This is a genomic window from Albibacterium bauzanense, from assembly GCF_004339765.1.
GTDB classification, from domain to species: Bacteria; Bacteroidota; Bacteroidia; order Sphingobacteriales; family Sphingobacteriaceae; genus Albibacterium; species Albibacterium bauzanense.
Genome location: NZ_SMGO01000001.1, coordinates 807,099 through 819,766, shown reverse-complemented (window position 1 = coordinate 819,766; position 12,668 = coordinate 807,099). Strand labels below are relative to the sequence as shown.

At 35.3% G+C, this 12,668-nt stretch carries 11 protein-coding genes; 7 read left to right on the top strand and 4 right to left on the bottom strand.

The annotated features are described in order from the left end of the window. Positions 1-80 precede the first annotated feature (80 nt). Complete coding sequence (gene fbp, locus C8N28_RS03730; protein ID WP_132221652.1) at positions 81-1,109, top strand: class 1 fructose-bisphosphatase; 1,029 nt, start codon at positions 81-83, stop codon at positions 1,107-1,109. Here fbp and C8N28_RS03725 read toward each other — a convergent pair. Continuing rightward, complete coding sequence (locus C8N28_RS03725; protein ID WP_132221650.1) at positions 1,104-1,439, bottom strand: MerR family transcriptional regulator; 336 nt, start codon at positions 1,437-1,439, stop codon at positions 1,104-1,106. The two genes, fbp and C8N28_RS03725, sit on opposite strands and share 6 nt — an antisense overlap. A 116-nt stretch (positions 1,440-1,555) precedes the next feature. On the opposite strand from C8N28_RS03725, the gene alaS reads away from it, so the two are divergent. The 3 genes from alaS (at position 1,556) to C8N28_RS03710 (ending at position 6,086) form a co-directional block, all read left to right on the top strand. Next, positions 1,556-4,171, top strand: a complete 2,616-nt coding sequence (gene alaS / locus C8N28_RS03720) for an alanine--tRNA ligase (protein WP_132221648.1) — start codon at positions 1,556-1,558, stop codon at positions 4,169-4,171. A gap of 28 nt (positions 4,172-4,199) precedes the next feature. Next, the gene (locus C8N28_RS03715; protein ID WP_132221646.1) at positions 4,200-5,297 is read left to right on the top strand and encodes a peroxiredoxin family protein; all 1,098 of its coding nucleotides are present in this window, start codon (positions 4,200-4,202) and stop codon (positions 5,295-5,297) included. 99 nt (positions 5,298-5,396) lie between these two features. Next, on the top strand, positions 5,397-6,086 hold the full coding sequence (locus C8N28_RS03710) for a response regulator transcription factor (protein ID WP_132221644.1): 690 nt from the start codon (positions 5,397-5,399) through the stop codon (positions 6,084-6,086). A 13-nt stretch (positions 6,087-6,099) separates the two neighbouring features. Here C8N28_RS03710 and C8N28_RS03705 read toward each other — a convergent pair whose 3' ends face one another. After that, positions 6,100-6,462, bottom strand: coding sequence for a response regulator (locus C8N28_RS03705; RefSeq protein ID WP_132221642.1), 363 nt, complete (start codon positions 6,460-6,462; stop codon positions 6,100-6,102). A 222-nt stretch (positions 6,463-6,684) separates the two neighbouring features. Here C8N28_RS03705 and C8N28_RS03700 point away from each other — a divergent pair, with 222 nt between their 5' ends. Then, positions 6,685-7,422, top strand: a complete 738-nt coding sequence (locus C8N28_RS03700; RefSeq protein WP_132221640.1) for an RluA family pseudouridine synthase — start codon at positions 6,685-6,687, stop codon at positions 7,420-7,422. Between the two features lie 19 nt (positions 7,423-7,441). On the opposite strand, the gene C8N28_RS03695 is transcribed toward C8N28_RS03700, so the two are convergent. Continuing rightward, on the bottom strand, positions 7,442-8,830 hold the full coding sequence (locus C8N28_RS03695; RefSeq protein WP_132221638.1) for an arginine decarboxylase: 1,389 nt from the start codon (positions 8,828-8,830) through the stop codon (positions 7,442-7,444). A 107-nt stretch (positions 8,831-8,937) separates the two neighbouring features. On the opposite strand from C8N28_RS03695, the gene rocF reads away from it, so the two are divergent. Further along, positions 8,938-9,885 (top strand): arginase, encoded by a 948-nt coding sequence (rocF, locus tag C8N28_RS03690; RefSeq protein ID WP_132221636.1) that lies wholly within the window; start codon positions 8,938-8,940, stop codon positions 9,883-9,885. An 18-nt stretch (positions 9,886-9,903) separates the two neighbouring features. Next, positions 9,904-11,682 carry an arginine--tRNA ligase gene (gene argS, locus C8N28_RS03685; protein ID WP_185140119.1) on the top strand — a complete coding sequence of 593 codons (1,779 nt, stop codon included), beginning with the start codon at positions 9,904-9,906 and terminating at the stop codon, positions 11,680-11,682. A 19-nt stretch (positions 11,683-11,701) separates the two neighbouring features. Here the strand turns inward: argS and C8N28_RS03680 are convergent, their stop codons facing one another. After that, positions 11,702-12,550 (bottom strand): 3-hydroxyacyl-CoA dehydrogenase family protein, encoded by an 849-nt coding sequence (locus C8N28_RS03680; RefSeq protein ID WP_132221632.1) that lies wholly within the window; start codon positions 12,548-12,550, stop codon positions 11,702-11,704. Positions 12,551-12,668 lie beyond the last annotated feature (118 nt).

The window sequence follows — 12,668 nt, the reverse complement described above, 5'->3', positions numbered from 1 at the left end:
GATCTGGCTTGTACACTAAGCATTTCATCTTACTTTTGCCGAACCAATTTATGTGATCTAATACTTAGTAAAACCAAATTATGACAAGATTTAAAACTTTAGGCCAATTTATTATTGAAAAACAAGCTGAATTTCCTTTTGCAAAAGGGGAGCTATCTCGTTTATTGCGTGATATAGGAATTGCAGCAAAGGTTGTTAACAGGGAGGTGAATAAAGCGGGGCTGGCGGATATTTTAGGGGACAACGGAACTGAGAATATCCAGGGTGAAGGACAACAAAAATTAGATGTATTTGCAGATAAAGAATTTATTGAAGCTTTAAGCAATGGCGGAGAGTGTTGTATGATAGCTTCAGAAGAACATGATGAATGTATCCGGATTAACACGCAGGTTTCAAAGAATGCAAAGTACATTGTTTGTATTGATCCGCTTGATGGATCGTCGAATATTGACGTCAATGTTTCTGTAGGTACGATCTTCTCGATATACAGACGGAAGAACTTTGATAATGAGGTTAGCCAGGAAGAGATACTTCAGCAAGGAACAGAGCAAGTAGCTGCAGGATATATAGTTTATGGTTCTTCTACCATGATGGTTTATACTACCGGTAAAGGTGTAAACGGGTTTACATTGGATCCATCTATAGGAGAGTTTTGTTTATCGCACCCTCAAATGAAGATTGGACAAGATCCTCATATGTATTCTATTAATGAAGGAAATTATGCTCATTTTCCTCAGGGTGTAAAAGATTATATAAAATATTGTCAGCAGATAGACGAAGCAACAAACCGACCTTTTATTTCCAGGTATATTGGTTCAATGGTTGCTGATCTTCATCGCAATTTGCTAAAAGGAGGTATATTTTTATATCCGGCTACTGCATCTTATCCAAATGGAAAGCTTCGTTTAATGTATGAGTGTAATCCACTAGCTTTTATAGTTGAACAAGCCGGGGGTAAGGCAAGCAATGGTAAATCAAGGATTTTAGAGATCCAGCCTCAAAGTATGCATGAAAGGACACCCATTTTTATAGGTAATATAGAAATGGTTGAGATGGTTGAAGAGTATTTAATAAGAGGTGTGAAACAGCCTGTGAATACTGTTTTATAAGCTTTCTCTTACGTCTGTTAAAAAGGCTTTAATCTTTTCCAGGGAATTAATGATGCTTTGATTATCCTGAATATCCTTTTTATTAGATTTCATATAATCGCGTGCACCTTGAAGGGTGTAGCCTTTGTCTTTTACCAGAGAAAAGATGGTCTTTAGGTTATCGATATCTTCGGGACGGAAATATCGATTTCCTTTCTTATTCTTTTTGGGTTTAAGTATATCAAACTCACGTTCATAAAATCGGATCTGAGAAGCATTTACATCAAACATTTTTGTTACTTCTCCCATACTATAATACAATTTTTCGATATTGGGTTCTTTGTATGGCATATTTGTAATATTGATTAATTTGTGAACTATCACAAAGCTACTTTATTGATGATTAATATCCTATTTTTTATCTAATTAAGGATAAACGATTAACTTTGCACAATTATAGCAATCACATGACGAGTAAAGAAATTAGACAAGCCTTTTTAGATTTTTTTGAATCAAGACAACATCATATAGTTCCTTCAGCACCCATCGTTATAAAGAATGATCCTACATTGTTATTTACCAATGCAGGAATGAATCAATTTAAAGATTATTTCTTAGGAAACAGTGTGCCTGAATTTAAAAGGGTGGTTGATACTCAGAAATGCCTACGTGTTAGTGGTAAACATAATGACCTTGAAGAAGTTGGGGTTGATACTTACCATCATACCATGTTTGAGATGTTGGGAAACTGGAGCTTTGGCGATTATTTTAAAAAAGAAGCCATTGAGTGGAGCTGGTTATTGCTTACAGAGGTTTTTAAGATAGACCCAGATAAGATTTATGTAACTGTATTTGAGGGTGATGAAAAGGAGGGTTTGCCCTTTGATCAGGAAGCGTATGATGAATGGTTGAAATGGATTGATAAGGATCGGATCTTAAAAGGAAATAAGAAAGATAATTTTTGGGAAATGGGTGATACAGGTCCTTGCGGGCCTTGTAGTGAGATTCATATCGATTGTCGTTCAGAATCAGAAAGAAAAGAAGTTGCTGGCGAGGATCTTGTAAATGCAGATCATCCACAGGTAATAGAGATTTGGAATAATGTATTTATGGAATATAACCGTCTGAAAGATGGTTCTTTGCAGGTATTACCTGCTAAACATGTAGATACAGGAATGGGATTTGAAAGACTGGTAAGGGTATTGCAAAATAAACAGAGTAATTACGATACAGATGTTTTTACTGGTACCATTCAGGAGATTGAGAAGATAGCAGGTAAAAAATACGATGGAAGTGATAGTAAAGAAGCTGTAGCTTTCCGGGTTTTATCTGATCATATCCGTGCAGTAGCTTTTGCGATTGCTGATGGGCAGCTACCATCAAACACAGGTGCCGGATATGTAATACGGAGAATATTGCGCAGAGCGGTTCGTTATTATTACTCTTATTTGCATGTAGAGGAAGCCCTGCTGCATAAATTAATTCCCGTTCTTTCTTCCCAATTTGAATCGGTTTTCCCTGAATTAAACCTGCAAATGGATTTCGTGTCGAAAGTAATAAAAGAGGAAGAAGAATCTTTTTTAAAGACACTGGAAAAGGGTTTGAAAAAAATGGATGATATTGTCCGTAATCCTCAACAGGACAGGGTTATAGTTGGTAAGAACGCTTTTGAACTATACGATACTTTTGGGTTTCCTATTGATCTTATTCGTCTTATTGCCGGAGAGAATAATTTTACGGTAGATGAGGAAGGCTTTGAAGCAGAAATGCATAAGCAAAAGAATAGAAGCAGGGCTGCTACTACTGTAGATACAGAAGATTGGATTGTTTTATCAGCTAAGGATGGGTCTGATTTTGTAGGCTATAATGATTTATTGATTGAAACACGTGTATCTCGTTATCGAAAGATAAAGAATAAAGATAAGGTACAGTTTCAGGTGGTTTTAGAATCGACTCCATTTTATGCAGAGAGCGGTGGCCAGGTAGGAGATACTGGAGTTCTGTCTTTTGGTGATGAAGATATTTATGTAACCGATACTAAAAAAGAGAATGAATTAATTATTCATTTTTTGGATAAGCTGCCAGCAGAGATTGAAGGAACAGTTGTTGCAAAGGTAGATTTTGAGAAGCGTTTAAATACAAGTTATAACCACAGTGCTACTCATCTTTTGCAGGCAGCATTAAAGAGTGTGCTTGGTAAGCATGTGGCTCAAAAGGGATCGTTGGTTTCTCCTGATATTTTACGATTTGATTTTGCTCATTTTGCTAAAATGACTGATGATGAGATTCGTAGAGTTGAGATCATAGTAAATGAAGAAATACGTAAGAATTTAGTTGTTGAAATTGTTGAAATGCCAAAAGAAGATGCTTTGCAATTAGGAGCAATGGCACTTTTTGGTGAAAAATATGGTAATTATGTTCGGGTAGTTACTATGGATCCTGATTTTTCAATTGAACTCTGTGGAGGAACACATGTTCTTCAAACGGGAATGATTGGTTTATTTGTGATTACTTCAGAATCAGCTGTGGCTTCTGGTGTGCGCCGTATTGAGGCTTTAACAGGTTCAGCAGCTTTACGCTACTATGAAGAGAAAATAAGTCAGAGTAAACAAATATCGGAATTATTAAAAGGTAATAATCCGATAAAGGCATTGGAAGACTTAATAACAGAAAATGCTAAGTTAAAAAAGGAACTTGAGAAGAATCTGGTTGAAAAGACGAGAGCGCTTAAAAAAGACCTTTTAAATAAAATTGAGTCGATTAATGGTATTAATTTCATTGGCCAAAAGGTTGATTTACCTCATGCTGATGCTTTAAAGACTCTTGCTTTTTCGTTGCGTGATTCAGTCGATAATCTATTTTTAGTATTGGCTGCTGATTTAGAGGGAAAGCCAAACTTAAGTGTAATGATTTCTGATGATTTAATAAAGGAAAGAAATTATAATGCAGGTAATATTGTTCGGGAGTTGGCTAAGTCGATTCAAGGTGGCGGTGGTGGTCAGCCATTTTTTGCAACTGCCGGTGGTAAGAACAGTGAAGGGTTGCAGGAGGCCATTGATAAAGGGCGGACAATTATTCAATAAATTGATGTGTTAACATAAAGGAAAGATAATGAGAAAAATATTAATAGGGCTGATAGCCTTATCGTTGTTTGCGTCATGTTCTAACAATGAACAATTTGTTTTAAATGGGAAAGTTGAGAATGCAGGTGATCTTAAAAAAGTATTGTTGTATGAAGGTGATAATGTTGTAGACTCTGCTTTTCTTAATGAGGATGATAATTTTAGGTTTAAAAGAACGGCCTTAGAGGCTAAGCCATATACACTGGTTGTAGCAAACAGACCGTATATGCTTGTGTTAATGAATGGTGACAATGTGGAATTTAGTACTGATTTAAATAAAAATGAAGATCAGTATACTATAAAAGGTTCTGAGGTGTCTGCCAGATTACAGAAGTTGAGTTCAATACGTGCGGCTTTTCAAAAAAGTCAGAGTGAGATTCAAGCCGAGTTTGAAAAAAGAATTTTAACGGAGAATGAGGATTCAGTACATAATGAGTTAACGAAGAAGAACGATTCTATTATAGCGGAAAATTCAAGGAATACTTTCGAGTTTGCTCAAGAAAATCGTGATAATCTCGCTGGTTTTTATGCAATGTTATCGTTGTTTTCTCTAGATCCTATAAAATATGAACATGAGTTAATAAGCTATGCAGATGAAGCTCGTGTTAAATTTCCTGATAATTCAGCCGTGCAATCTTTTGCCAATCATATGGCAGAATTAAAGCCTGTAAGCATTGGACAGAAAGCTCCTGATTTTGAGTCGCTATCATCAACTGGCAGGAAGATTAAATTATCTGATTTTAAAGGTAAGTATGTTCTGTTAGATTTTTGGGCATCTTGGTGTGCGCCATGTCGTGAAGAAAATCCGAATATTGTTAAACAATACAATACATTTAAAGATAAAGGCTTTACAGTTTTGGGTGTTTCTTTAGATGACAATCAAGCGGCCTGGTTAAAAGCAATAAAAGATGACAATTTAGATTGGTCTCAGGTTTCAGAATTAAAGAGATGGGATAGTGAAACAGGACAGCTTTATAAAATAACAGCGATACCTGCATCCTTCTTGATTGATCCGAACGGTGTTATAATTGGAAAGAATTTACATGGTTTAGACTTGGAGAATGCGTTAAAAGAAAGGATCCAATAATAAATTAAGTTCACTTGCAATGTAATCATTAACAATTTGTTAATATTGTGGTAATGATGTGGTTTTAATTAATTCATACATTCGTCTAAAATATAAAGAATGAATACTTCGAAGAATAATATTTTAGTTGTTGATGATGAACCGGATATTCGTGAACTGATCGAATATAATTTAAGAAAAGAAGGATACCATGTCACGACTGCCGTTAATGGCAAGCAAGCCATTACCATGGCTAAACGCGAGATTCCTGATCTGATTATTTTAGATATCATGATGCCTGAAATGGATGGCATTGAAGCTTGCAGATTAATGCGTGCCATGCCTGAGTTTAAAAATACTTTCATGGTATTTCTAACAGCAAGAAGCGAAGAGTATTCGGAAATTGCCGGTTTTAATGTCGGAGCCGATGATTATATTGCCAAACCAATCAAACCTCGTGTATTGGTAAGTCGCATAAATGCTATTCTGAGACGTAATATTCAACAGGAAGAACCCATTTTTAATAAGCTGGAAGTTGCTGACCTGGTAATTGATCGCGATGCATTTATGGTTTTTAGAAATGAGGAAAGAATTATATTAGCTAAAAAAGAATTTGAGCTACTTTACTTATTAGCCTCTAAACCTGGTAAGGTCTTTACGCGCGATGTGATTCTAAAAAGTATTTGGGAAGATTCTGTAGTGGTTACCAATAGAACCATTGATGTTCATATTCGTAAGCTTCGAGAAAAGGTAGGAGGAAACTATGTTGCTACCGTTAAAGGGGTAGGCTACAAATTTGAAGTATCCTAGTTCAAACCTGTTATTAAGGTTTGACATATTTAAGAGCCAGGCCTTCTAATTCCTCTAAATCAAAAGGTTTTCTGAGATAGTCATCTGCTCCTGCTTCTTCAGCTAATTGGGGCAGGTTGCTATTTGCTGAAAAAATAATCACTGGTATATGTTTAAGATGTTCGGTTGCTTTGAGCTGTTGAGTTGCTTTTACACCTCCGATGTCTGGAATCCAATTGTCAATTAGAATAATATCTGGCTGTGACGATTCAACCTGAGCAATAATATCGTTACAATGGTTTGAAGATATTACAGTAAATCCTAGATTCTCAAATACATAAGTGCAGAAAAACAAGATGTCTGAATCGTCATCAAGAATTAGTATTTTATGTGTCATATTATTTACTATCAATTGATTGGGCTTTAAATAGCACAAAAGTGAGTCCAAACTTATGGAAAAGTAAGCATGTAAAATAGTTAGTTGTTATATTTCTGATTTATAGTGTATTAAGGAGTGTATCATTATTAATATAAATTGGGAGAAGATTCCTTTTAATTGCTTTTGTATTTCTTTGCCTACATTTTCCTATTCAGTTATTCTTATTGTACTTTTGTTGCAATGGATATATCGAAATCACAACCCAAATTTCTAAAATTTAGTGAACTTATCATATTTGAGAATGACAATCTTATTGTGATTAATAAACCTCCTTTGGTTTCATCTTTAGATGATCGAGAAGGTGGGAGCATGAATATTCTTCGATTGGCTAAAAGATATTATGAGGATGCTCAGATATGCCATCGTTTAGATAGAGAGACCTCGGGAGTAATGTTAATTGCTAAAAATCCTGAAACTTATCGTTTGGTGTCTATGGAATTTGAACATAGGAGAGTGGATAAGAAATATCATGCATTGATAGAGGGTGTGCATAAATTTGACAACCTGAAAGTTGATTTACCTATTTTGAATCAAGGAAATAAGAATGTAAACATTGATCGGGTAAACGGCAAGAACGCAATTACTTATTTCAATTCTATTCGCTATTTTAATCACTTTACTCTGGTTGAATGTAAGCCTATTACTGGCAGAATGCACCAGATCCGGATTCATTTAGCAACTCAACGTGCTTCTATTGTAGGAGATGATTTGTACAAAGGTAAACCAGTTTATTTGTCGCAATTAAAACGAGGTTATAGTTTGGGAAAAGGACAAGAAGAATTGCCGATTATGAGACGCTTTGCATTGCATGCAAGATCGGTAAGCTTTACTATTGAAGGGTCTTTGTTTGAATTTGAAGCTCCTTATCCGAAAGACTTTTCGACTTTAATTAAACAGTTAGAGAAGTTTGACTCATAGAGCCAAACTTCTCTTGTTATTAATAGCCTAGTATTTTTAATACTTGTTTGCTGTTTTGCTCTTCACCAAAAACTTCGAAGTTAAAGGTTTCATCTCTGTTCCTTCGTATGATAACATGTTTAGGAGAAGGTAATAAGCAGTGGTGTATGCCCCCATAGCCGCTTAATACTTCCTGGTAAGCACCTGTATGGAAGAAGCCCAGATATTGCACCTTTCTCGTTTTTGGCATGAAAACGTTGTTCATGTGCGCTTCAGAGTTATAGTAATCCTGACCATCGCAGGTAATACCTCCTAAATTCACTTTCTCGTATTCAAAGTCCCAGTTATTTATTGGAAGTAGAATGTATTTTTGGTTTAACGCCCATACATCAGGTAGGTTTGTTATAAAAGAACCATCTAACATTAACCAACGCTCGCGGTCATTTTGTTGTTTTCTTCCGATTACTTTGTATAATATTCCTGAAGCTTCAGCAACCGTATATTTACCAAATTCTGTAATAATATCAGGCTCCATTACTTCATGTTGAGCACAGATTTCTTTAATTCTATTCACGATTTCATTAACCATGTATTCGTAATCGAAATTATGAACTAATGAATCTTTAAAAGGCATACCACCTCCGATATCCAATGTATCCAGATCTGGATTAATTTTCTTGAATTTGCAGTAGAGAGTAACATATTTCTCCAATTCTGTCCAGTAATAAGGAGTATCTGATATACCTGAATTTATGAAAAAGTGTAATACCTTAACTCTGAAATTAGGATTTGGAACAATTTTATTGTTATAATAATCAATAATATCTTCCATTCTAATTCCTAGTCTGGAAGTGTAGAATTGAGAATCAGGTTGCTCTTCTGCAGCAATACGGATACCCAGATTGCAGGGAGTATCTAGTTCTACTTCGTCATCAAAAAGATTGAATTCTTCTTTATTGTCAAGTATCGGAATGATGTTTTTGAATCCATCATGGAGCATATCAATGATATATTGCTTGTATTGATATGTTTTGAATCCATTGCATATTACCGTAATATCTTTGTTTACGATACCTTTCTTTTCAAGAGCATCAATTACAGGCATGTCAAAGGCAGATGATGTTTCTAAGTGAATATCATTTTTTAATGCTTCTTCGACGATATGTCTAAAATGAGAGCTTTTTGTACAATAGCAGTACTTATAAGATCCCCTATAATTGTTTTTTAAAATAGCGGTCTGAAAAAGAATCTTTGCTTGCTGTATTTTTTTGCTAATAATGGGCAAATAGGTAAACCGTAGAGGAGTACCATACGTTTCAATCATTTCCATTAGATTGATATCGTGGAAATAAAGTTCATCATCTATGACTTCGAATCCGTCTTGCGGAAAACCAACACTTAAGTCAAGAAATTCCTGATAGGTCTGCATTATTTTTCTAATTTTGGCAAAGATATACTTTCGAATTGAGATGTTGAACAATTAGTAATCAAATTTTGTTCCATCCTTGAAATTGGGATCTAATTTGTATATTGAAGATGAGAGAGATTCAACTAATTGAAGTGAAATCAGAACTAGGAGCTGGTACCCGAGGTGCTAGTATGGGTGTTGATGCAATAAAGACAGCAGCACTTGATTTTGGGAGCCGTTTCTTTAAACAATATCCATCTGTTGAAGTTCCTAATGAGAATCATTTACTATTTGAATCTTCAGGAAGTCCATATGCTAAGCGGATATCTGGCGTTCTCACTGTATGTGAGCGTGTTGCTGATGAGGTTCATAAGACTTTTGATCTAAAGAAGTTTCCAGTTATATTAGCTGGTGATCATAGTTCGGCGATAGGTACTATGGCGGGCATTCATAAGGCTTATCCGAAAAAGAGACTAGGTGTAATCTGGGTTGATGCCCATGCAGATATTCACTCTCCGTACACCAGTACATCCGGAAATTTGCATGGAATGTCTATTTCAGCATCTTTGGATGAAGATAATTTAACACAGAAGGTTAATCAACCTGATCAGGAGACATTGAATTACTGGTTTCAGTTAAAAAATGTAGGAGCTATTGCTCCGAAAATAGTATCAAGAGATTTAGTTTATATAGGTGCCCGTGATATTGAACCACCAGAACTATATTTATTGAACAAGAAGAAAATTAAGAATATATCGGTGTCTAGTTTTCGAAAGTTAGGTGTCGAGAGGGTTCTTACTGATGTTATGAGTTATTTGGATCAATGCGATATGATTTATGTGTCGTTTGATGTAGACTGTATGGACCCTTCTATCTCGAGGGGTACCGGTACTCCTGTCCAAAATGGTTTCACTGAAAGAGAGATTGGAAACTTGATTGCTCGTTTATGTGGGTATCCGAAAATCTGTTGTTTCGAAATTGTCGAAGTAAATCCTACCTTAGACACCGAAAATTTAATGGCTGAAAATGCCTTTGAAATTCTGGTCCGTGCAATAAATGCATTGACCAACGATTAATACGGTTTACAAATTAGAATGAATATACAAAATCAAATTATAAAGGTTACTCAGCGAGCTGTAAAAGATTTATATGCAGCCGATCTGTCTGAAGATCAGATATCTTTACAAGAAACAAGGAAAGAGTTTGAAGGGCATTTTACTTTAGTGACTTTCCCGATCATTCGTTTTTCAAAAAAATCACCTGAACAAACTGGTCAGGAAATAGGAGAGTATCTTAAAAATGAGATAGACTCTATTGTTGATTTTAATATTATTAAAGGCTTTTTAAATTTAGTATTAAGTTCAGATTATTGGTTTGAACGCTTACAAACTGAAATTACCGACCCTGATCATGGTTTCTTTCCTAAGAACGGAAAGAAATTAATGCTGGAATATTCTTCTCCCAATACAAATAAGCCTCTCCATTTAGGTCATATCCGGAATAATTTATTGGGTTATTCTGTTGCTGAAATCTTAAAGGCTTATGGTTATGAGGTTATAAAAGCAAATTTGGTTAATGATAGAGGGATTCATATTTGTAAATCGATGCTATCGTGGAAGCTTTATGGTGATGGAGAAACTCCTGAATCATCTGGTTTAAAAGGGGATCATTTAGTTGGTAAGTATTATGTACGCTTTGATAAGGAATATAAAAAACAGATTAAGGGGCTAATCAGTAGTGGACATACAGAAGAGGAAGCTAAGAAGAATGCTCCATTGATTAAAGAAGCTCAATCTATGCTGCAAAAATGGGAAGCTCATGATCCAGAAGTTGTAGAGCTGTGGCGTATGATGAATGGTTGGGTTTATGCTGGTTTTGCTGAAACGTATAAGCAATTAGGAGTTGATTTTGATAAATATTACTATGAATCAGATACATATCTGTTAGGAAAGGATATTATTCAGGAAGGTCTTGAGAGTGGTGTGTTCTATAAGAAGGATGATAATTCTGTTTGGATTGATTTAACCGATGATGGCTTAGATGAGAAGCTTGTTTTACGTGGTGATGGAACATCGGTATATATAACTCAGGATTTGGGTACTGCTCAACTTAAATACGATGATTTTAAAATAGACGAATCCATTTATGTAGTTGGTAATGAACAAGACTATCATTTCAAGGTTTTGTTTTTAATACTTAAGAAATTAGGAAAGTCGTGGGCTGAAGGCCTGTTTCATTTATCTTATGGTATGGTTGATTTACCATCAGGTAAAATGAAATCTCGTGAAGGGACTGTTGTTGATGCAGATGACCTGATAGAGGAGATGATATCTACAGCAAAGGCTCGTACTGAAGAGCTAGGAAAAGTAAGTGATTTCTCATCTGAAGAAAAGGAAAAGCTTTATTATAATATTGGACTGGGAGCGCTGAAATATTTTCTACTGAAAGTTGAGCCTAAGAAAAGATTGCTATTTGACCCCAATGAATCCATCGATTTTCAAGGGCATACGGGTCCGTTTATTCAGTATACGTATGCGAGGATTAACTCTGTGTTGAATAAAAGTGGGTTTAATGTGGAAACAATAGTAGAGAAGCCAACTGTATTTAAGGAGTCGGAGTTGGATCTTATTCAATTGCTAGATCGGTTCCCAGAGAAGATTGAAGCTTCAGCTAAAGAGTTCAGTCCGGCACAATTAGCTAATTATATTTATGATCTCTCAAAGCTTTATAATAAATTTTACCACGAGGAAAGTATATTAAAAGCAGAAGACGAGCATATTAAAAACTTCCGGTTAAAGCTCTCTAAGGTAACTGCATTGACAATTGCTAAGGGAATGAAGTTGTTAGGTATTGATGTTCCTGAGAGAATGTAATTATTGAAAGGGATTCTGGTTATTCATAATTATAGAATCCCTGTTTAGTTTTTTTTCCTAATCTACCCGCGTTCACCATGTTTACTAAAAGTGGGCAGGGGGCATACTTAGGATTACCAAAACCATCTTGAAGAACTTTAATGATTGCTAAACAAACATCTAAGCCTATAAAGTCTGCTAACTGAAGAGGTCCCATTGGGTGAGCCATGCCTAGTTTCATTACTTGATCTATTTCTTCCTTACCGGCAACTCCTTCATATAAAGCATAAATGGCTTCATTGATCATAGGCATTAATATTCTGTTTGCAATAAATCCTGGATAATCATTGACTTCAACGGGAGTTTTTCCAAGGCTTTTTGACAGCTCCATAATTGTCTCGGTTACCCTTTTACTTGTGTTGTATCCACGAATAACTTCAACTAATATCATAATTGGAACAGGGTTCATAAAATGCATTCCGATCACTCTGTCTGGACGATTTGTTACAGATGCTAATTTTGTGATCGAAATAGAGGAAGTATTTGAAGCGAGAATAGTTTCTTGCTTGCATAATTTATCTAGTTCCTGGAATAAGGAAAGTTTTGTATCTATATTTTCGGTTGCTGCTTCTATTACTAAATCTGCATTTGATACTGCTTCCTTAATACTTGTGAAAGTTTTGATGTTTTTAAGAGTCTGCTCTTTTAAATCAAAACTTATGACTCCCTTATTTAATTGTCGGTCGAGGTTGGCATTGATCGTTTTAGTTGCTTCAATTAATGCTTTTTGGTTTATGTCTATCAATGATACCTGAAAGCCATGTTGTGCAAATGTATGAGCAATACCATTGCCCATTGTTCCAGATCCAATAATTGTAATGTTTTTCATCTTGATTTAGATATTGATTCTCTAATGTAATAAAAAAAACGGCCCACTGTATGAGTAGTGGACCGTCGATTAGCTCGAAACCCTATACGAGCTTTACTAAACTTAAACCTAAAAAATG

What these genes read in the sequence shown, in the direction of transcription:
- fbp (WP_132221652.1), top strand. Translation starts at nt 81, where the DNA reads ATGACAAGATTTAAAACTTTAGGCCAATTTATTATTGAAAAACAAGCT.
- C8N28_RS03725 (WP_132221650.1), bottom strand. Translation starts at nt 1,439, where the DNA reads ATGCCATACAAAGAACCCAATATCGAAAAATTGTATTATAGTATGGGA.
- alaS (WP_132221648.1), top strand. Translation starts at nt 1,556, where the DNA reads ATGACGAGTAAAGAAATTAGACAAGCCTTTTTAGATTTTTTTGAATCA.
- C8N28_RS03715 (WP_132221646.1), top strand. Translation starts at nt 4,200, where the DNA reads ATGAGAAAAATATTAATAGGGCTGATAGCCTTATCGTTGTTTGCGTCA.
- C8N28_RS03710 (WP_132221644.1), top strand. Translation starts at nt 5,397, where the DNA reads ATGAATACTTCGAAGAATAATATTTTAGTTGTTGATGATGAACCGGAT.
- C8N28_RS03705 (WP_132221642.1), bottom strand. Translation starts at nt 6,462, where the DNA reads ATGACACATAAAATACTAATTCTTGATGACGATTCAGACATCTTGTTT.
- C8N28_RS03700 (WP_132221640.1), top strand. Translation starts at nt 6,685, where the DNA reads ATGGATATATCGAAATCACAACCCAAATTTCTAAAATTTAGTGAACTT.
- C8N28_RS03695 (WP_132221638.1), bottom strand. Translation starts at nt 8,830, where the DNA reads ATGCAGACCTATCAGGAATTTCTTGACTTAAGTGTTGGTTTTCCGCAA.
- rocF (WP_132221636.1), top strand. Translation starts at nt 8,938, where the DNA reads ATGAGAGAGATTCAACTAATTGAAGTGAAATCAGAACTAGGAGCTGGT.
- argS (WP_185140119.1), top strand. Translation starts at nt 9,904, where the DNA reads ATGAATATACAAAATCAAATTATAAAGGTTACTCAGCGAGCTGTAAAA.
- C8N28_RS03680 (WP_132221632.1), bottom strand. Translation starts at nt 12,550, where the DNA reads ATGAAAAACATTACAATTATTGGATCTGGAACAATGGGCAATGGTATT.